This window comes from Planctomicrobium aquicomposti (genome assembly GCF_051466325.1).
Classification (GTDB): Bacteria; Planctomycetota; Planctomycetia; order Planctomycetales; family Planctomycetaceae; genus Planctomicrobium.
Window position 1 is genome coordinate 532,385 of the sequence record NZ_CP195792.1, and the last position, 20,566, is coordinate 552,950.

17 protein-coding genes are annotated in these 20,566 nt (G+C 60.4%); 7 read left to right on the top strand and 10 right to left on the bottom strand.

The features are described from left to right. Positions 1–145 precede the first annotated feature (145 nt). The 4 genes from SH664x_RS02000 to SH664x_RS02015 form a co-directional block, all read right to left on the bottom strand. Positions 146–1,441, bottom strand: a complete 1,296-nt coding sequence (locus tag SH664x_RS02000; RefSeq protein ID WP_437204587.1) for an anti-sigma factor family protein — start codon at positions 1,439–1,441, stop codon at positions 146–148. Between the two features lie 5 nt (positions 1,442–1,446). After that, entirely contained in the window at positions 1,447–2,025 is a 579-nt protein-coding gene (locus SH664x_RS02005; RefSeq protein WP_437204589.1) for a sigma-70 family RNA polymerase sigma factor, read from the bottom strand. Between the two features lie 180 nt (positions 2,026–2,205). After that, positions 2,206–2,787: a formaldehyde-activating enzyme gene (fae, locus tag SH664x_RS02010; protein ID WP_437204591.1), complete on the bottom strand. Its 582-nt coding sequence runs from the start codon at positions 2,785–2,787 to the stop codon at positions 2,206–2,208. 224 nt (positions 2,788–3,011) lie between these two features. After that, positions 3,012–3,746 carry an SDR family oxidoreductase gene (locus SH664x_RS02015; RefSeq protein ID WP_437204593.1) on the bottom strand — a complete coding sequence of 245 codons (735 nt, stop codon included), beginning with the start codon at positions 3,744–3,746 and terminating at the stop codon, positions 3,012–3,014. 507 nt (positions 3,747–4,253) lie between these two features. Here SH664x_RS02015 and SH664x_RS02020 point away from each other — a divergent pair. Then, the gene (locus SH664x_RS02020) at positions 4,254–5,153 is read left to right on the top strand and encodes a M28 family peptidase (RefSeq protein WP_437204595.1); all 900 of its coding nucleotides are present in this window, start codon (positions 4,254–4,256) and stop codon (positions 5,151–5,153) included. Positions 5,154–5,285: 132 nt separating this feature from the next. On the opposite strand, the gene SH664x_RS02025 is transcribed toward SH664x_RS02020, so the two are convergent. Then, positions 5,286–5,606: a hypothetical protein gene (locus SH664x_RS02025; RefSeq protein WP_437204597.1), complete on the bottom strand. Its 321-nt coding sequence runs from the start codon at positions 5,604–5,606 to the stop codon at positions 5,286–5,288. Positions 5,607–5,748: 142 nt separating this feature from the next. Continuing rightward, entirely contained in the window at positions 5,749–6,606 is an 858-nt protein-coding gene (locus tag SH664x_RS02030; RefSeq protein WP_437204599.1) for an HAD-IIA family hydrolase, read from the bottom strand. Between the two features lie 435 nt (positions 6,607–7,041). Here SH664x_RS02030 and SH664x_RS02035 point away from each other — a divergent pair, with 435 nt between their 5' ends. Beyond that, a complete protein-coding gene (locus tag SH664x_RS02035; protein ID WP_437204601.1) occupies positions 7,042–7,890 on the top strand; it encodes a sialate O-acetylesterase in 849 nt (282 codons plus the stop codon). A gap of 200 nt (positions 7,891–8,090) precedes the next feature. Here SH664x_RS02035 and SH664x_RS02040 read toward each other — a convergent pair whose 3' ends face one another. Continuing rightward, positions 8,091–8,990, bottom strand: coding sequence for a dihydroorotate dehydrogenase electron transfer subunit (locus SH664x_RS02040; RefSeq protein ID WP_437204603.1), 900 nt, complete (start codon positions 8,988–8,990; stop codon positions 8,091–8,093). Between the two features lie 406 nt (positions 8,991–9,396). Between SH664x_RS02040 and SH664x_RS02045 the strand changes: the two genes are divergently transcribed. After that, complete coding sequence (locus SH664x_RS02045) at positions 9,397–10,569, top strand: isocitrate/isopropylmalate dehydrogenase family protein (RefSeq protein WP_437204605.1); 1,173 nt, start codon at positions 9,397–9,399, stop codon at positions 10,567–10,569. A gap of 111 nt (positions 10,570–10,680) precedes the next feature. On the opposite strand, the gene SH664x_RS02050 is transcribed toward SH664x_RS02045, so the two are convergent. After that, positions 10,681–11,127 carry a thiol-disulfide oxidoreductase DCC family protein gene (locus SH664x_RS02050; protein WP_437204607.1) on the bottom strand — a complete coding sequence of 149 codons (447 nt, stop codon included), beginning with the start codon at positions 11,125–11,127 and terminating at the stop codon, positions 10,681–10,683. A 332-nt stretch (positions 11,128–11,459) separates the two neighbouring features. Between SH664x_RS02050 and SH664x_RS02055 the strand changes: the two genes are divergently transcribed. Genes SH664x_RS02055 through SH664x_RS02070 form a run of 4 tightly spaced genes read left to right on the top strand, consistent with a single transcriptional unit; the run spans position 11,460 to position 15,791 of the window. Then, a complete protein-coding gene (locus tag SH664x_RS02055; RefSeq protein ID WP_437204609.1) occupies positions 11,460–12,542 on the top strand; it encodes a vWA domain-containing protein in 1,083 nt (360 codons plus the stop codon). 30 nt (positions 12,543–12,572) lie between these two features. Further along, positions 12,573–13,574, top strand: a complete 1,002-nt coding sequence (locus tag SH664x_RS02060; RefSeq protein ID WP_437204611.1) for an acrylyl-CoA reductase family protein — start codon at positions 12,573–12,575, stop codon at positions 13,572–13,574. Between the two features lie 45 nt (positions 13,575–13,619). Further along, entirely contained in the window at positions 13,620–14,972 is a 1,353-nt protein-coding gene (locus tag SH664x_RS02065; protein ID WP_437204613.1) for a DUF1598 domain-containing protein, read from the top strand. A 57-nt stretch (positions 14,973–15,029) separates the two neighbouring features. Then, a complete protein-coding gene (locus tag SH664x_RS02070; protein WP_437204615.1) occupies positions 15,030–15,791 on the top strand; it encodes a rhamnogalacturonan acetylesterase in 762 nt (253 codons plus the stop codon). A 23-nt stretch (positions 15,792–15,814) separates the two neighbouring features. On the opposite strand, the gene SH664x_RS02075 is transcribed toward SH664x_RS02070, so the two are convergent. Together SH664x_RS02075 and SH664x_RS02080 are read right to left on the bottom strand one after the other, a co-directional pair. Next, complete coding sequence (locus tag SH664x_RS02075; protein WP_437204617.1) at positions 15,815–19,189, bottom strand: hypothetical protein; 3,375 nt, start codon at positions 19,187–19,189, stop codon at positions 15,815–15,817. A gap of 79 nt (positions 19,190–19,268) precedes the next feature. Continuing rightward, positions 19,269–20,546, bottom strand: coding sequence for an ArnT family glycosyltransferase (locus SH664x_RS02080; protein WP_437204619.1), 1,278 nt, complete (start codon positions 20,544–20,546; stop codon positions 19,269–19,271). Positions 20,547–20,566: the final 20 nt, after the last annotated feature.

Sequence of the window (20,566 nt, forward strand, 5' to 3'; positions counted from 1 at the left end):
AGTGGGTTCAGCAACGGTCCAGTCTTCTGGACACCGGGGAAATTGTAGCCGATCGCTCGCTGCTGCGCAGTCGGCTGCGGGAAGTTTCTGTGCCGCGTCAGGACAGGCCGCGCAAGATCGTTCCTGCTGCGTGCCCGAACTGCGGTTACTGCTTCGGGATTCTCTGCAGGGGGCTTCTTCGGGAGGGGAGGAGAAAGACCTTGGCCTTGAGGATCTGGGACGGGTCTTGTTCCGCTGCGGAGGGGGGCGGCAGGGTTCGGCCCAGCGGGGCGGCCTGCGTTTTCAGTGCTGCGTCCCCGTGAGAGGGGGACGATGGTCCTCTGAACTGGGAACCGGAAGCTCCAAAGCTCGAAATGCTGGGGGTCTCTCTCTCCTGAGAGGGGGGCGCGAACTTCTGCTGCTGTTGCTTCTGTTGCTCAAGGGCTCCCCGCTTGCGTTGCTGCACACGCTCGTCGGCGACGTTGAAGCTGAAATTCCGCTGCTGGCTGACCAGCGCGCCCGGAATCAATGACTGATCATCTGGGCTTGTTTCAGTGGCTCGGGACTGGGCCTGCAGGGCGGGGGGCAGGCCGGGATCGAGTTCGGCCAGAATGGGAGCTTCCGGAGAGAGCTGCGGCGGGTGGGCTTCGGGAACCTCCTCGACATACATCCGGGCGGCGAGAGCCGGAATCTGATGGAGGACGTCGGCCAGTTCGGCATTGGTCCCTTCCAGATCAATACAGACCGTCCGCATGGTCGAGGCGAAGGGCGCACCCCCGTCCAGCTCCGGACGGACCTCGTCCAACGAGCGCACCTGCTTCTGCTTCAACAGGACCTTGAGCTGATTGTAGGCCTCGTTGACATCGACAACCGTGAACTCCACCACGACGTCAGCGTCGACGACCCGAATGGAATTCCCGGGTTGGGGACGGTGCTCCAGTTCCATCAACTTGCGGACGATCTCCTGCCGGTTGAGTTCGATAATGGGAGCAGAATCGACAGCGACCGCCTCCGGAAGGGGCACAGCCGCCGGCTGCGCCATCATGGAAATTTCGGCATTCGGAATCGAGGAGGGGGGCAGGGTCGCAATCGTGCGGTCCGGCCCGGCCGGTTCTTCCCGGCGATTGACCAGCATGATGGTGAGGGTCAGCAGCAGTGCGGCGACGGTCAGCGAGCTCAGGCGGGTCCAGACCGCCCGTCGGGTCGGAGCCTGTCCTCCCGCCAGGGCCGATGCGGTCGAACTCACCTGCGACAGCTTGCCGAGCACCAGATCCCGCAATTCATTGGGAGCGGAGCAGCAGGGAAGACCCCGCAACGTCTGGCTCAGCTCGATCAGTTCTTCCATGCAGTCGCGATGCAGCGTGCAGTCCCGCAACAGACGTTCGGCTTCCGCGCGCTCTTCCGGACTCAACTCACCGTCGAGATAGGCGGATAACAGTTCTTCTGCAATCGGTTTGGACATGGCTGCTATGACTTCTGCTCGCGTTCGACGACGCGGGCCAATCGTTCCCGGAGAAGTTGCCGGGCACGATGGATGCGACTGCGGACCGTTCCGATGGGGCAATCCTGAATTTCCGCAATTTCCTCGTATCGAAGCCCCTCAATCTCCTTCAGAATTATTGCATCGCGATACTCGGGGCCTAGGGTCTCCAGCGCCAATCGGACCTGATGCTGGTGTTCTTCCACCTGCATCCGGTTGGCAGGATCGTTCGTCAGGCTGGGATCGGAGGGTTCGGCAGGGCGTTGACTGTGGTTGGAATTCAGCGACTGGCTCTTGTGCCCTTTGCGACGACGATTGGAAATCGCCGCGTTGTAGGCAATCCGAAACAGCCACGAATAGAACGAGGCCTCCTGGCGAAACGATCCCAGTTTCTCGTAGGCGAGCAGAAAAGCTTCCTGAGAAACATCGCGGGCGTCGTGCTGCGAACCGAGCAAATGGACAAGTGTTCCGTAGATGCGGTCCTGGTATTTCAGCACCAGCTCGCCGAAAGCGTTTCTGTTTCCGGCCAGGGTCGATTCGATCAGTCGTTGGTCGTCAGACTTCACGATCACCACATTGTGACGGGACGGGTCGGCTGAAAGTTCCCGGAAACCGCCTGTTTTCGGTTCCTCAGCCGGGGAAAGGGCCATTCTCTGCAGACTAACCGATGGGCGATCCGGTTGCGAGGTCGGCAGCGCCAGACGAGAGCGGCCCGCAGCGGGCCACTCCGCCCTCGTGCGGACTGCTTACAGCTCTCCGGACTTGGCCAGTTCGTGATACAGGTGCGGCACCTTGTGCTGATTCTTGAGCAGCCAGTCGATGGTCGGCTCGTTGTGCATCGCTTTGTGAATCGCCTTGGTGATCGCTTCCCGATGGTTCCGGAACAGCAGGTCGTGATCGATCTGCTCCTTCGTCACATCGGGATCGAGCCAGACCGCCACGATGATTCCCAGGTCGTTCGCCTTTTCCTTGGGAATGTCCCCCGCGCGGACGGCGTCGAGCACTCCGTGGGCGATGGCCGCCTGCACGGTTCCCATCAGAATGTTGGTATAGGCCGAGCTTTCCACCGTCACCTTGCTGACCATGATGGTGGCGGGCCGCACCTGCACATCGCAGTTCAGAATCGCAAAGACCTTGGAATGACCTTTGACTTGTGAACCGATCAGATTGGCCATCGCGAAGCCGACCGGTCCGTCGAGTTCCCCGATGATGACCTCCGGTTCCGCCGCGGCCCAGCCCGGTTCCATGCCGACGAGCGCTTCGCCTGTGCGGAGAACGATCCGTTCCGATTTTTTCGAGGCCCGACGCGTTGCCTTCTTCTTGGCCATCCTCTTGTTCCTGTAGTTCGCGACCGTCGTTGACGAAGACATGTCGCTGTTGATGTTCCCCGCAGTTCACGAGCATCCCGGCAGCTGCGGAGAACCGATCCGGCCCCGGGAGGTGGAGGGTGATCTTACTGCTTTGACTGCACCTCCGGCAGCGTCAGACCGGGGCGTTGCCTTGTGATCTGTTCCGTGCGCGACGGGAGGCACCACGGAGGAGGAAGTCGCCGTTAGTGACTGCTGGCTGTCGGACGGATGATGATCTCGTTGACGTCGACTTCATCCGGCTGCTCGATGGCATACGCGATTCCCCGGGCGATGGAATCGGCAGGCAGGATGTTCTTACGGAAAGCCTCGACGAAGGCCTTCGCTCCCGGTTCGGTGATGGTATTGGCCAGTTCCGAATCGGTCGCGCCGGGTGAAATCACAGTCACCCGCAGGTTGTTGACCTCCTGTCGCAAGCCTTCGGAAATCGCGAGGACGGCAAACTTCGTCGCGGAGTACACCGACGATGTCGGAAAAACGCGATGGCCAGCCACGGAGGACACGTTAATGACATGTCCGTGTCCCTGTTGCTGCAGCAGGGGAAGTGCAGCGGCGATGCCGTTCAGAACACCGCGGATGTTGACGTCGATCATGCGGTTCCACTCGTCGACTTTCAGCGAGTCGAGTCGTGACAGGGGCATCAGGCCTGCATTGTTAACCAGCACGTCGACTTTGCCGAACTTGGTGGCGGCAAACTCCACAAACGAACGGACACTCGCGAGGTCGGTGACATCCAGCTTCTGGGCGGCCGCCGTGTGGCCCTGTTCGCACAGCTCTTTGGTGATCGCGGCCAACCGGTCTTTGCGACGGGCGCCGAGAACCACGCGGGCTCCCCGCTCGGCCAGAAGTCGGGCGGTCGCCTCGCCGATGCCGCTGCTGGCCCCTGTGATCAAGACCACTTTGTCCCGGATTCTGGACATGAGAACAATCCTTAGCGAGAGATGGAGACAGCGAGTCCGCCGATCGTAAACGTTTCGACTCCGGATGCACCAGAAAGAATGCCGACTTTCTCTGAGGGCTATCAATTTTTAGAGCAGGTTGCCCTTCCAGTCTCCTCGCAGCAAGCGTCTCGTGGAGTAGAATGCCGACAACCGCGTGGCGAGGACGGCGCAATCAAAAAGTTAAAATGACCCACAGAAAAGTGAATGCGGGAAAGGCGTCGTCGCCCGTTGCGGATCAACTTCCAAGGCAGAAGTCCGTGAGAGAAATTCGTTCGGGAGTGGCGCTGCCGTGGGACTGATTTTGTGTGTGCGGGCAACGAATGGCATTGCGGGAGACATCTGCGGAGAGCATGATGTGTGCTCATCCAGGGGGAAGCTGACGATCCCGCGCCACCTCGGGTGCAGCAGTCGGTGGGAGAGGTTTTTGAATCTCGTCACCGCCAGCGCTCGGATCAGCCCTCTTCCCGGACTCTCGAGAGGATGGAGATGCCGATCGACTCCGCACTGGTTTCCCGATTAATGCAGCATGTCGATTGTCTGGCCGGTGTGATCGGGCCTCGGCATCTGGGAAAGCCCGCTGCGTTTCAGGCGGCTGCCGGATTTGTCGAGAAAGAACTGACAGCCGGCGGGTGGACGACCTCGCGGCAACGCTACCCCGCCTCGGGGCATGAAGTGGCCAACATCGTCGCGGAGCAGGGGGGAACGAGTCGTCCTCATGAGATCCTGGTTGTGGGGGCCCACTATGACACGGTCCCGACGACCCCCGGCGCCGATGACAACGCTTCGGCCGTGGCGGTGATGATCGAAGTGGCCCGACGGCTGAAGGAGATTCCGACCAGGCGAACCGTTCGGCTGATCGGCTTCGCCTGTGAAGAGCCGCCGCACTATCACCTGTCGGAAATGGGGAGCCAGTATTCCGCGCGACAAAGCCGCAGCGCCAAAGAAAAGATCGTGGGGATGCTGTCGTTGGAGATGCTCGGATTTTTCTCTTCGCTCCCCGGCAGCCAGCAGATTCCGAACTCGATCCCCCGACTGATTCGGCCCTGGATTTCGACGCGGGCCGACTTTGTGGCCGCTGTGGGAAATCTGCGGTCGTGGCGGCTGGCGTGGAAGTTTCGGCGCGGCTTCCGGAAGTCGACGAAACTGCCGCTGCTGACATTGGCCCTGCCGGAGAAGGTGGAAGAGATCCGGCGCTCCGACAACAGTTCGTTCTGGGATCAGGGGTTCCCGGCACTCATGGTGACCGATACCAGCTTCTTGCGGAATCCGCATTACCATCAGCCGAGCGACACCCCCGACACATTGAACTATGAGTGCATGGCCCAGGTCGTCGACGGTGTCCTGGGGGGAATTCTGCAAATCGCCGGGACAGCGCGCCGCAGGTGAATCGGCCCACCGGGGTCGACACCGACACCGTCAGGGCATTTTGTTTTTTGATCGACCCGTTCTTGTCGCGAGGAATTGAGCATTTCATCACACGAAACGCTGGCTGCGCGGCCCTGGCAAAAGCAACCTGCTCTAGAAAACGATCTTGCGGCCTTTGTGTTCCCGCAGTTGATGCAACCGGTCCCGCATCTGAATCGACAGCTGATCCCGATCGAAGATTCCCGCGCACTCGCAGGCCGATTTGCGGCAGACGTCCCGGATGGTCACCAGTTCTTCTCCCTGAAGGACCAGTGGAAAGTGTCCATTGGCGGTACTGAGAATCGCCACGACTTCGCTGTGGTGAAACAGATTTTCAGTCAGTGCGGCCTGGGGGAGTTTCCAGAGGTCTTCGATCCGTGGCTGAAACAGCGCCAGCTTGTCCCTGCCGGCAAACGGAGTGACCTGAAAGTTCATAGGGCGTGCCTCCTCAACGTGGACTGTCACGTCATCGGCAGGGGACGCCCATGCACCGCAATCCAAATTTCAATGCAGGAGGTTCCACTCGCAGTGAGAGTTATTACCGTTCCGACACTGCGAGCAGCTGAACTCCGTCCGGCTACAACGTCGCCTGCATCAAGAGTGACTGCGGACGGTTGATGGAGTGATGCCCGGCCGGAGCCGCCCCGGTCGGATCGCTCGAAAACTCCCGGGCGAGTCCTTCCAGTGTCAGGTCGGCAATCGAATCGACGATCTTGTCGGGGCAATAGGCATAGTCGTCGAGATCTTCGAACCGTGTTCCGCCGCTGAGGACGAGAATCGTTTTGTAGCCCATCTGCACGCCCCCCAGAATGTCGGTCGACATCGTATCGCCGATGACGATGGTCTGTTCGGTCGACAGCCCCAGCTGTTTGCGCGCTGAACGCAGCATGACGGGACTCGGCTTGCCGACACTGAAGGCCTTCACTCCCGCCGCTGCTTCCAGCATGGCGACGATCGCACCGCAGCCCGGCCGGGTTCCGGTCTGCGTGGGGCAACTGGGATCGAGGTTGGTGGCGACCAGTTTCGCTCCGCCGAGAATCATTTCCAGCGCTGCCTCCACCATCTCGAAGTTGAGCGTCCTTCCTTCGCCCACGACGACATAGTCCGCATCCTTGTCAACCAGAGAGTAGCCATGCTCATGCAGCGAGGTCATCAGTCCACTCTCACCGATGACGAAGGCGGTCCCATTCGGTTTCTGACGAGCCAAAAAACGGGCGGTTGCCATGGCACAGGTGAAAACGTGTTGATCTTCCACGTCAATTCCCATGCGCCGCAGCTTGGTGGCGACATCCCGACGGGTCCGCTGGCTGTTGTTCGTCAGAAACAGAAACGGAATGTTTTGTGAGCGAAGAGAGTGGATGAATTTCTCGGCGCCTGGAACCAGCTGGCTGCCACGATAGATCACGCCGTCCATATCAATCAGATAACCAAACATCGTCTTCCTGCTGTGTTCGTCCCTGAGCAAGTCATCCGCTCTGCCCGCAGCGTCTGTTCGAAGTGAAACTTTCTCGTGGCTTTGCAAGCCGGATGCCAACAACGCATGTCGACCCGTTCCGATGTGCGCAACGGTATTTCCCTTCTTTCGAACGAAACGATCCCACCTGGGGGGAAGAATCGGACGTGGCTTGCCTATCCGTCGTGCAGCTGAGCGGAAAGAACCGGCCCCGCAGTCTCCGGGAAAGAAGTACGGCTGTTCCCACTGGACTCGAGAAGGTTCCTGCCTGTTGAGCCGATGGGTCTCGACGCCTAAACTGGTTTGTCTCTGTTCTGTGTGCGAGTGTCCGTGCAGAGGGAGCGGGATGAGGAACGACTCACTTCCGCAAGGCGAAGCGAGTTAATCAAAAGTCAAATGTTCGAAGGTGACAGGTCGATGTCTGTACGATTGTGGCGGCTTTCGCTGGTGTTTGTGATGGGCGTGTGGGCGGGAAACCTGGCGGTGGCCGCCGAGCGTCAGACCGAGAACGCAGCTGCTCCACAGGAGCTGCACCTGTTTCTGCTGGTCGGACAGTCCAATATGGCAGGCCGGGGACATGTCAGCGAGGAAGACCGGGTGCCGCATCCCCGGGTGCTGATGTTGAACCGCGAAAAGCAATGGGTCCCGGCCGTCGATCCGATTCACTTTGACAAGCCGGCCGCGGGGACCGGCCTCGCAAAAACCTTCGCCATTGCCTATGCCGAAGCGCATCCGGGAGTGGTTGTCGGACTGATCCCCTGTGCCAAGGGGGGCTCGCCTATTTCGTATTGGAACCCCGGCGTCTGGCACGAACAGACAAAAAGCTATCCCTGGGATGAATGCCTGGAACGTGCCCGGTTTGCGCAGCAGTCCGGAACGTTGAAGGGCATCCTCTGGCATCAGGGGGAAGGAGATTCGGGACCGGGATCGTCGCAGGTCTATGCAGACCGTCTGAAAGATCTGGTTCATCGCCTGCGGGCAGAACTGAATGCGGAAGATGTCCCCTTTGTTCTGGGTGAGCTGGGGCGTTTCGAAGGACGACCCTGGGATGAATTCCGCACGAAGGTCAACGACATCATTCGCGACCTCCCCAATCAGGTTTCGAACTGTGCCTGCGCCAGTGCCGATGGACTCACCGCGAACAAGGATCTCGTCCACTTTGATGCGGAGTCTTGTCGCGAATTCGGTCGCCGCTACTACGCAGCGTATGAACAGCTGACCGGCAAGCCTGCTGTTGGTAAGTCAGTTCCGGCCGGGAAGAATTAGCCCCGATCCCGGGGAAGTGTGGCGGCGTTTGTGCGGAAAATCTTTGTAGAACGCTTGGTTTCCCGCCGCCAGGACGCCACACGTCAGTGAGATTCGCTCTTGAGTCTTGTGGCGTTTGATGGCCTCGTCCTCGCCACGCGGAAGTCAGCATTTGTTTCGACCAAATGCTGGCTGCGGGGGCAGGGGAGGAGCAACCTGCCCTACGAGCCGATGACAAGCGTTTCGGCTGGAAAGACCGGGCCTTCCACGCAAGTGCGGCGGTAATCCCAGTCATCGTCTCCCATACGGACCTTGGTGACGCAGCTGAAGCAGGCACCGAAGCCGCAGGCCATCGGGGTTTCGAGCGACAGCCAGCAGGGAACACTCGCTGCTGCGCACAGGCGTGCGACCGCATGCATCATCGGTTCAGGACCGCAGCAATAGACCCCGTCCGGCCGGTCGTCGCCGGTTTTGCTGAACAGGTCGCTCACCAGCTGGGTGACGAACCCGGCGCGGCCTTCTGTGCCGTCGTCGGTCGAAATCTGAATGTCCAGCCCTGACAGCGGACTGAAATCGCTGAGGTCCGCGCGGTGTTTCCGCGACTGCACGCCGTAACACAGCGTGACACGGCGGGGAGTCGGGTCGAGTCGCGAAGGCCCCGTGCCGTACTGCCGCAGACCGAGAGTCTCGCGGGCGACGGCCAGAAAGGGGGTGTACCCGATCCCGCCGCCGACACAGAGGAGGTGCTTCCCCTGAAATGCGGGGAAGCCGTTTCCGAGGGGGCCCCAACCCTCGACTACGGTTCCTGCCTCCCAGGTGCTGATCAGGGAAGTCACCTTTCCTACCACGTGGTAGGCGAATTCAAAGGCGACCGGGTTTCCGTTGTCTTCCAGAATGGTGTCGTACAGGGCGAAGGGGCGGCCCAGCAGCGGATCGGTCCCCTGAGTCGGACGGATCATGAAAAACTGCCCCGGGAGGAACTTGGCTGCGATTGCGGGTGCCCCGATTCGGACGGCATAGGTCCCCTCCGCCAGTTGCCGCTGAGAGAGGATGGGGGCACGAAACTGGCCGGCGTGCGGCATCAGGCCGCACAGTTCGGACGGGGAGTGAGACAGGGACACGGGCTGACATCCAGGCTATGGAGCGGGCAAAACGGGATCTGCCTCCGAGTGTACGCCAGTCCGGCCCGATTGCGAATCGAAACCGTCACCTCACCTGGTCGACGCAAGCAGGCGGAAACCCCGCCTTCGCCCGGCGAACCCCCCATCGGGGCTGCCGGTGACGGCTGAGGAGTGGCGCGGCCGGAAAAAGCGGGCCCGTTCGGTTTCTGAAAATCGGAAAACGTTATGCTTTTACGGGGAAAAAGGAGCGGGTCGGTTCGATTTGAGCGGGGGGAGAGATATGCTGCCGGACCGTGGGAACGCGGTCGAATCCCGCTGCTTGAAAGCATGTCTGCCCTCTGATACGGTCAGACCCCCACGAACTGCATTACTGCGTCCTGCGCGGATTTCTCAAAAGGCTGTTTGTATGTATCACGTTACGCTGATTCCTGGTGATGGTGTTGGTCCCGAAATCGCAGATGCGACCCGGAAATGTGTGGAAGCAACCGGGGTCAAGATTGACTGGGACGTTCAGGACTGCGGCATCGAAGTCATCCAGAAGGAAGGCAAAGTTCCGGATCGGGTGCTGGCCTCGATCAAGAAGAACGGCGTGGCCCTCAAGGCCCCGATCACCACTCCGATCGGAAAAGGCTTCCGGAGCGTCAATGTCTATCTGCGGCAGGAACTGAACCTGTTCGCCTGCGTCCGCCCCTGTAAGACCTATCCCGGCGTTCGCACCTATTTCGCCGATTCCAACGTCGACCTCGTGCTGGTGCGTGAGAACTCCGAAGACCTGTACGCCGGCGTCGAGTTTCAGGCAGGTGCCGAGAAGACGGCGCAGCTGATCCAGACCATCAATCAGTTTGCGACCGGCAAGAAGATCACTACCCGCGAAGACCGGACCGGAATCAGCATCAAGCCGATTTCCTATGAAGGAACTCGCCGCATTGTCGACTTCGCCTTCGACTACGCCGTGAAGAACCGCCGCAAGGCGATCACGTCGGTCTGTAAGGCGAACATCATGAAGTTCACCGACGGACTGTGGTACGACGAATCCCGTGCTGTGGCTCTCGTCTATGGTGCCAAGTTCGAATGGCCGGAACTCGCGGACGGCGTCTCCCCCGAGCCGGAACTCGTCGGCAAGGTCGCCGATACCAACGGCAAGATCGAGTACAACGAGCGGCTCATCGACAACATGTGCATGCAGCTGGTGCAGAAGCCGGAACTGTATGACGTGATCGTCACTTCCAACCTGTACGGCGACATCCTCAGCGACCTGTGCGCCGGACTGGTCGGCGGACTCGGTGTGGCGCCGGGTGCGAACATCGGAACCGAAGGGGCCATCTTCGAAGCGACTCACGGCAGTGCTCCGAAGTACAAGGGACAGAACAAGGTCAATCCGACCGCGCTGATTCTCTCCGCCAAGCTGATGCTCGAGCACCTCGGTGAACATGCCGCTGCGGAGAAGCTGGAACGGGCCGTGGCTGCCGTCATCGCCGAAGGGAAAGACGTGACCTACGACATGAAGGCCAATCGTAACGACCCGACCGCCGTCGGCACGCTGCAGATGGCTGAAGCGATCTGTCGCAAGATGGAATAGTCGAGAAGTCGGAATGCCACAAACGGCGGCCCTGTTCACGACAAGGCCGCCGTTTTTCTTTGGCGTGAGGGAGCTTTCCGTTCAGCCTGTCGTCGCCGGCCGTTACTCCGATCAGGGGAGAAACCGGGCCCGCTCCTCCGGCGTGGGGAGCCGACAGGCCTCATGCTTCCCGAACAGCCGATACCGCATCCGGGCAAACATCCGGTAACCGAAATCCCGCAGCGGAGCCGGGATCAGCCACAGCACCCCCGCGGGAATTCGCCAGACTCCCCCCAATTCCCTCAGCAGCTGCACCACAGCGGCCGACTTGCGGAACGTTCTGCCGTTGACCTCCACGACCACGCTCTCCACGTTTTCATAGTCGGCGGGGGCGAGACGGGCTCTGGCGGTTTCCCCCTGCAGGGGGGCGAAGCGCAGCGTTCCCCGGGTGTCGCGGGTCAGCAGAAAATTGACAAAATGATTGCAGAAGCCGCAGACTCCGTCGAAATAAACGACGACGCCCCGGGCATGGCCCGTGGGCGCCGTGGAGGGGGCTTCCGGAGTCGGGGATTCGTTCATGATCTTTCTCCCGGGGAGGGCCAGCTCCGACTTGCGGGAGTCGGTCTCCTCCTCTGAGGCGCAACCGCTGAATCTTGCCTCAATTCACTCCCCATTTCTGAATCGTCGGTGGAATTCCCTTTTGCAACACCGTTTCCGCAAGGTTACTGTAATTGGAAGCAAGGATGGGAAACATCCGTGCCGATGCATTCTCTGTCTCTGCTGACTGATTCGAATCGCATTCCTGACGGAGATGGAAATCGGGATTGTGCCCCCCACGGGAGTTCGTCCGTCGCGCAACGGATGACGCCGGGACTGTCGGGGCAACAATCTGTGTCGGTTTCCTCAGTTTCATGAGTTCATTCTCCCAGCTCTGCCGGCGATTGTTTCCCCGGGAGCAACTGCTCTCGCTGGGGGGCTCGTTTCTTGTGCACCTGACTTGTCTGGTTGTGCTGGCGGGACTTGCTCTCCCGATCGCCTCGGCCCGCGTCGATTCAACGGTGATTAATCACCTGATTGATACAACCGTTACTTCTGAGCTGGCAGCCTCCCTGGGAGGAGGCGACGCGGTGCTCTCCGTGAGTCCCTCCGAAGCTTCTGGGCCAGCAGGTCGAGAAGAGTCGTTCCTGGCCGCACTCGCCCTGGCAGAAGCCGACTCGTTGCCTTTCGCGGACACGACGCAGCCCCTGCTCGCCAGCCGGAGTGCGCTCGCCACGGGAGCACTGACCCAGAAAGTCGGTCCGGGAACCAGTCGCGGCAATGGACAGGGGACCGCCGATTTTGGGCGGGGAGACGGCAAAGAAGGGAACGGCTTCGGCAATGGAAGCGGCAGCGACTTTTTCGGCGTGAAAGGGGTGGGGAACAATGTCGTGTTTGTGGTCGATGCGTCGCGCAGCATGTACTACCCGCACCCGGGACCGGCGGTCAATCGCTTCGGACGTGTGAAGCTGGAGCTGCTGCGGACGATTTCACAGATGACCGAATCACAGCGGTTCTTCATTATTTTCTTCAACGATCAGCCGCTGCCCATGCCGGCCGAGCGGCTGATGGAAGCGACGCTCTCCTCCAAGAAGCGTTATCTGGAATGGATGGTGAATGTTCCCGCAGCCAAGGGAACCATCCCGGATGGTGCGCTGCTGCTGGCTCTGCGTCTGCGTCCGGATGTGATCTACTTTCTGACCGACGGAAATTTTGAGAAGCGGGTCGTCCGGTCGATCACGGAAGCGAATCTGGGGCGGGTCCCGATTCACACCATTGGCTTTGGCGATGACGTCGGGGAAGAGCATCTGCGGGAAATAGCCACGTTGAATTCCGGACGCTACAAATTCATCTCCGCGGAGGAGGAGCAGGCAGAGGCCGACGGGCCAGGCGAATCGAAATCACCTCCAGACCCGGGCCAGAAACGTGCCCGGTCGAAAGCAGTCGAGTCCCCCTGAACTGTTGAGCCCCATCAGGATTTCGTTGAGATGACGCACGAGAGTTTTCGCTGTTATCTGGTCAACAGGCAGAGTTCGGGATCCTGTTCCGCATCAATTGAAAAACGGAATCTTGATGACCTGGCCCCGGGTGACGTACTGGTGCGGGTGCACTATTCCTCTTTGAATTTCAAAGATGCTCTGGCAGCAACGGGTCAGTCTGGAATTGCCCGGCGATTTCCGCATGTTCCCGGAATCGATGCTGCGGGTGTCGTGGCGGCGAGCACCAACCCACGCTTCAAGCCGGGCGACCCGGTCTTCACGACGGGGCATGAACTGGGGGTTGAACGCTGGGGGGGCTGGGCGGAACTGGTCCGTGTCCCGGGAGAGTGGCTGCTCCCGCTGCCGACGGGACTGACTCTGGAAGAGACCATGATTCTCGGCACGGCGGGGTTCACCGCTGCGCAGTCGGTGCAGGCGCTGCTCCATCATGGGGTGAAACCTGAGAAGGGTAAAATTCTGGTGACAGGGGCCACCGGCGGGGTCGCGAGTCTGGCGATCATGATTCTCGCGCGGCTCGGCTTTCGAGTCGTGGCCCTGACCGGAAAACAAGAACAGCAGGGGTGGCTGGAATCGATCGGAGCAGCGGAGGTGGCGGGGCGGGAACTCCTGCAGACGAACGAACAGAAGCCACTCCTGGCGGCACGTTTCGCGGGGGCGATCGACACCATCGGAGGCCCGCCGCTGGCGTCGCTGCTCAAGATGGTTTCCCAGCGTGGCTGCGTCGCCTGCTGCGGACTGACTGCCGGAACAGAATTGCAGACGACCGTGTTTCCCTTCATTCTGCGTGGCGTGACGCTGGCCGGGATCGATTCGGTCTGGTGTCCGGATGAAGAACGGCCAGCATTGTGGCGGCATCTGGCCACCGACTGGAAACCAAAGCAGCTGCATGACGTCAAACGTCTGATCAGTCTGGAGCGAGTGGAAGCGGCCGTCCAGTCGATGCTGAGAGGGGATCACATGGGCCGTTCGATCATTGACCCCCGGCACTGAATGGGGGATGGTAATCGGAAGTGCCTTTGAAAGGGAGTCGCTTCCATGTCAGCTCTCTTCCGGCGAGTGATCGCCTTCCCGCTCCTGTTTCTGTCTGTGGCGTCGGTTCAGGCGCAGAACAACGGCAACAATAACGACAACACGTTCAGCGGCATCACGATTGATGCGGACGGCGTGTTGAAGACTCGCGCTCCGAAGCCGTTCAATGTCGCTGCGCAGAAGAAGCTGCAGCAGAAGTTTGTCAGCGAACAGCTCTCGCCGGAGATGATTCGTGCTGCCGCGCAGCGGGTCATCTCCCTCAAAGCCCTGGAACAGGCGGTGCTTACCGGGCTGGAGGCCGAGCCCTTTCCACTCGCGGTCCGCTACCTGTGCGGGCTTCAGCGGATTGACGCGGTGGTGTTTGATCCTGAGGGGCGGGACGTGTTGCTGGTCGGACCGGCAGAGGGGTTTGCTCCTGACGCGCAGGGTCGGATGCTGGGACTGACCAGTGGTCGGCCCCCCATGCAGCTCGACGATCTGGTCGTCGCTTTACGTGCCGCTTCGACGGGGGTGAGAACCGTCGGCTGCTCCATTGATCCGACACAGGAGAACATGGCCCGCCTGCAGCAGTTTTTGCGGTCGAACTCGACTCCCTCGGGAACGGGGACCATTCAGCGACGCTTCCGGACAATGGCCAATCTGCTCGGGCAGCAGCAGATCACGCTATGGGGTGTGCCGGAGGACTCGCATTTTGCGCTCGCGCTGGTCGATGCCGACTATCGCATGAAACGGATTTCGCTCGGACTGGATCCTTCAGGAGTGCCGGGGATCACGAGCCAACTCTCGCTGCGGAGGCCCCATGGCAACAGCCTGCAGCGCTGGTGGTTTGTCCCGATGTATGAGCCGATCGAAGTCAACTCGCAACAATCGGTTTATCGGCTGAAGGGGCCACGGGCCAGGCTGCTCGCGCAGGAGGAGTTAACCGATTCCAGCGGTCGACGGGTCGACGCCAGCACCACACGCGAGAGTACACAGGAGTTCGCCCGTCGTTTCTCGGAGCATCTTCCGGAACTGGCGGCGAAGTCTCCCCCCTTCGCGGAGCTGCAAAATCTGTATGACCTCTTCATGGCAGCAGCCATCATCCGGAAAGATCCGGGGGAGCATCTGCGGGGATGGGAAATGGCAACGCTGCTCTCAGATTCCCGGCTGCCGCTGGAACACTATCCCGTGCCGAAGCGCATCGGTTCCGAGTCCACCTACCGCATGGCTCACGACGGCCTGATCATTGGCCTGGTCGGCGGAGTGACGATGGACTCCGCTCCCGTGCTCAAGGAAACGACCGTAGTCCCGCAGCTTCCGGGCGAACGTTTCCGTGAGTCACTCCCCGCTCAGAGTTGGTGGGGGGACGCCGGATTGTGAGTGAGGGAAGACCTGATCGCGGAGTCGCCGCCTGTCCTCTTCACCGAAAGTCGAAACATGAACCGCATTGTTCAAGTGTCCGGATTGTGGTGCCTGCTGGCGACATGCCTGCAGGCTGCGGACGAGCCGGGCAAAATTAAAATTGTCCTGGTGGGGGACTCGACCGTCGCCAACCACACCAATAGCGATCCGAAGGTTCCTCCGCTGGCGGGTTGGGGACAGGTCTTCCATGCCTGCATGACCGATCAGGTGCAGATCGTCAATCTCGCGGCCAGCGGCCGCAGCTCGAAAAGCTACATCAAGGAGAATCGCTGGGACAAAGCACTGGCCGAAAAGCCTGACTATGTGCTGATTCAATTCGGGCACAATGACTGTCCCGGCAAAGGAAAGGGGACGACCGATCCCAACGGCGATTTTCGTGATTACATTCGCCAGTATATTCGTGACTCACGCGGGATCGGCGCCCGACCGATTCTCATTACCCCGGTGGCCCGCCGAACATTTCGCGATGGTGAGGTGACATCGACGCTGACACCTTACGCCGATGCCATGATCGCCATCGGTGAGGAAGAAAAGGTCCCCGTGGTCGATCTGCACGCTTCAAGCATGACCCTGTACAAGCAGCTGGGGGATTCCGGAAGCACCTATCTCAATTGCACTCCTCAGGACCGGACACATTTTTCACCGCCAGGGGCTTTGATCATCGCAGCCTTGGTGGCACATCGGCTTCCGGACGTTGAGCCGTCGCTGAAGCCCTATGTGATCAAGCAGGATGAGCCGGGCGTCTTCAGGGTGATCGGCAAGCCCGCTTCCAACTGAGTCGATACTCGCGGGCTGTTGAATCAGCGTCCGCCAGTTGTGGGTGGCAGCCGGGTGGCTTTGGGAGGAGCCCCCTGTTCCATGGCTCCCATCAGATCTTTGACCGCGGCGTCGAGCAGTCCGATGCGGGGTTGAATGACCGGAGAGGGATTCTGCACCGTGCCGGTCACCTGCACCCAGATCCAGTCGCGGCTGAGATAATTGATCAGCGGCTTCAGCAGCGGAGTCTGGTTGTTCGCCTTGGAATAGAAGTCGAAACGCAACTGGGATTGATTCGGACCGGCGTAGAAGACCTCTCCCTTGCCAACCAGTCCCAGCAGGTCACCCCACAGCTGAATCTTCGAGAAGTCGAATTTCCCGTCCCGGAGTGTGAACTCACCATCGGCATAGGTGAAGGCGGTATTCGAGGCACCGCGGAAGGTCGGCATCGCGAACATTTGCGCGAAGACCGGGAGCTCATAGAGGGCGGCCGGCATGATCTGCACCCAGCCGGTTCCCGATGTGGCGGTGCCGGAGTCCCCGCGGCCACTCGCTTCGACATGGGCGGCCACCTTCCCCATCACGGACCGGATCGGAGGGTTCTGCAGCGCTGCCCACTCGGCGAGTTCGACATTCGAAGCATTCAGCTCCAGCCGATAGACGGGCGGGAGGCTGCCAGCCGGCAGCACCACTTCGAGATCGAGCTGCACTCCCCCCCCATACAGTTCAGCCTTCATCGTCTTCTGGCGGTGGGGATTGTTCTCCTGATGGATGACGACATCCTTGGAGAACCGGGGCGTCCCGATCAGCACCCGGTCTCCCGAGATCTGCAGGGGACCTTCGACCCGCTGTAAGGGCTGTCCGAGAACGTTCAGGGAATCGAGCTCGACAAAGCCTTCCATCTGCACTTGTTTGCCGTTCCAGGAGCCGTTGAGCACTTCGAACCGACCGTTGATACCGGTCATTTCGATGCCCGGATTCATCGTGTTGTTCCGCAGTGTTGTCCGCGCGGCCCAGGCGGCGGTGATCGGCTGTTGATCATCCTTCCCCCGCCAGCCAATCACATCGAGTCGAAGTTGCAGCAACTCCAGGGAACTCCGCAGATCGATCGCCTTCAGGGCGTCGGTGATTTCGACCGGCAGCGCCCGCTTCAGATCATCATCGAGATTGAGTTTGGCGATGTTGAGGTTGTCGAAATGCAGTTGCCAGACTTTGGGATCACTCGCTGCCGGCAGATGCACAAAAGCACTGCCGGGTTGGACTCCCTTGATGTCGAAATACGTTTCTCCGTGCCAGCCATTCAGCGAGCGGATGTTGAGCCGGTTGTTCTCCCAGTCGAGCACTCCGACAATGTTCTCCCAGAGAAACGGGAAATGCTTCGGATGGAGTGCGCCGTCTTTCCACTGGATGTTCCGGACAGCGACCTGAGTTCCGGTCGCGTGACTCCAGTCGATTTCCAGCTGCTGGGCATCGGCAATCCCCCGGATGCCGAAGTCTTTCCAGATCGCCTCGAGTGGGGGACAGGCTTTGCTGGCGGCCCGTTCCAGATCGCTGTCGAGCGGAATGTGAGTGAGCGACAGATCGAGCATCAGCTGCCCGGGACCATCTTCCAGATCAAAGGCGCCCTGTCCGGTGAAGCGGGCCTCACCGTGACGACCCTGCAGACCGTCGAAGATCCAGGTGTCCCGGCTGGTTCCATCATAAACCAGATGGGCCTGCAGATCCGTGACTTCATACGGAAAGAGTGTGTAATTGAGCGTGCCGTTTTCGAGGTGGCCTTCGACAGACAGCTTGACCTTGTTCATTGTGCGCGGGCTGCGCTGCACCGTGACGACTGTGTTTTTTGCCATGCCGGTCAGGCGGAGCTGCTGCAGCGTCTCGCGGATCGCTTTCTGGTCGTCCCGTTGCAGCCCGGGAACCAGCACCGGTTCGATCGGTAATTGAGGGATATCGACTTTCACCAGGACCGTCGGGGCACCCTCTTCCAGTTGGATGACTCCGCCGAAGGTGATCGGATAGCCCGTGACCTCGGCCTGCATGTCGAGATGAAACGTCTTTCCTTCCTGACGCACATCTCCCCGAATATGTTCCACGGGAACCCGGAAGTAGTCACACACAGCGCGGCAATCGAGGGCTGAGAACTTCTGCAGCTTGACCTGCAGCGCTTCCCCCGGCTCCTGCTTCAGGCTCACATCCACTTCGAATGTACCCGAGGGATTGAGCATGTCGACGACACTCGCGATGTCCGGTGGCAGGCAACCGCGCATCCGCTGGTCGAGTTGCAGTTCTGTGGCCCGCAGCGCGAAGTTCGGCATCCAGCTTTGTTCCGTCCGCGCGAGTTTGCCGTCGACGAACAGCGTGCTGGCTCCGTTGGAGGCTTTCAGCTGCTGAATCTGAATCTGCCCCGGGGTGACATCGAAGTGGCCTTCGAGGTTGTACAGGGGAATCGGCAGCAGGGCGTCGGAGATTTTTCCGTTCTGGATATCGGCGGTCACATGGTAGGTGAAGGGCGCCGATTCGCTGCTCCGTTCCAGATGAAAGGTGACAGCGGCATCGGCCCGGATCAATTGGGAATCGGGTGCGTCACTGTTCGGCAGCGACATGTCGAGGGTTTCGGATGTCGAAGCGGTCCGGATGGGGACCGCCCGCTGCATCTGGGTCCGGAGTGCCAGATTGGTCGCCCGGACTTTGGCCAGTTCGTGTCGCAGCCGCGGGACAAACTGGCTGACCAGATCGAACAGCGGTTCACCCAGATGAAGTTCGTTTGCCTGTCCCGTCAGCCGCAGCTCTCCCTGCTCGTTGTCGACCAGTCCGGCCACGTGGACCGGGCCGACCCCTTCTGCTTTCAGATTCAGGTCCATCTGAAAACGCTGATGAGCTTCTGGATCAAGAACCAGGTTGATCTGGCTGCACTGGGCGGTCTGAAATTCTCCCCCCCGCTCGCTCTGCAGGCCGATTTCAACAGAGCCGTTTCGGAGCACGAAGCGTGGTGAGGCATCTTCCGGTGGGGGGATCACGCGGAAGGAACTCCAGTTCCAGACATTGTCCGCTGTGCGTGTGACAGTGATTGCGGGATTGTGCAGCGTCACTTCGCTAATGGTGATGCGATGGAAGTTTTGCAGGATCGGTCCATCGATTTCGATGACCGCACGGGGAATGTGCAGCAACTGCTGGCGGGTCCCCTTTGCGAGAAATCGCAACTGGTTGAACTGGAGATGTGTGGAGTCCGTGAATCCGACGGATTCGAACTCGATGTCGCTGTCCGGAAAGACCTTCGAGAGATGTTCGTGAGCTCCCTGTGCGATCAGGGCGTCCTTCGCGGACCAGCCACGGAATACCGCCGCCACGACGGCAACTGTGCCGACGATGAAGAGCAGCAGCATCCACTGCAGCGTCCCGCGGATTCCATCCCACGACATTGATCGACGACTCCATTCGAAGCACTCCGCTCGCGGCGACGCCATTTGCCTGCCGAGGAGTGCCCGCTTCAGGCTCCACTCAGAGCCGCGTTCCCGTACCCGGACGGGTCGGACTGCACAGCCACTTCAGCCCCGCGGCGGACAGGATCAGCAGGGGATACTCTGCCGGCAGCCGGTATCGCAGGGAACTGACGAAAAACAGATGCAACGCGGCGAAATACAGTATAGGACCGGCAAAAACCGCGATAGACCAAATCCCGGCCCGGCCACTCCAGATGGCACAGCCCGCCAGACAAAGCATCGGGATGTAAAATCCACCCACCAAAAGACTTATCCACAGACTCCCAAACTCTGACGCATTCGGCCACGGCTTCAGATAGCGCCACAGCTTCACAACCGCCAGTTCCGCGGTCCGTCGCGGATTTTCCCGGGCAAAGTCGATTGCCCGCTGTTTGTAATGCTGGTCGACGTCGAATTCGCTCATCTGCCGTCCCAGCCCTTCGCGATCGAAGAACCGCATGTCGCTGTCTCCCGTCGCCTCCGGATTGAGGCCATCGTACAGACTCGGACCCATCCAGAACGTGGTCAGTTTGAAATGTCCCGTGACCCGTTGATTGCGGATTCCCCAGGGGAGGAGCGCCAGCACCATCGAGCCAATGACCAGCCCCCCTGCCGCCGCTCCTGCCAGTCGACGTGGCGAGAACAGCGTCAGCAGCACAGCAAAAATCGGAGCCGCCATGATCCAGCTGGGACGCATATAACATCCTGCAGCGATGGCAATTCCGGTCAGAGCTGCCTGCAGGATGACCGGTCCGGGGCCCGCCCGGCGTTGCAGCAGATCGTACAGCCGCTGTCCGGCCATGAGCCCCAGCAGAAGCGTCACGGCAAAGCTGGTTTCACTCAACACAATGACGGAAAACATCACGAACACCGGGCAGATCGCCGTCAACGCGGCGGCGATGACTCCCACTTTTTCTCCGAATGCCTGTCGGCCGAGGAGAAACGCCAGCCAGCAGGCACTCGCCCCCAGAAGCGCCAAAACGAGACGGGCCGCAAACAGACTCTCCCCAAACAGACGTATGGAGAGTGCCAGGATCGCCGGAAACCCCGGCATCCGTAGTACAAACCTGGGAGGGGAGTAGATGGAAAAATCTTCCCCACGGGCGATCCGCTGGCCGAGTTCCCAGTAACCTTCGGCATCCCCCGGAATGAGAAAATCCCGGTGCCAGTGTGTCTCGAGCAGGTATTGCAGGCCGCAGGCAGCGAGCAGACGAAGTCCCAGTCCCACTCCCAGGATCAGCCAGAGCAGTCGACGGAGTCGGGGATCAACCGGAAGCAGCATGGAACTCGGATTCATGGACAACAAGGAATCCCGTG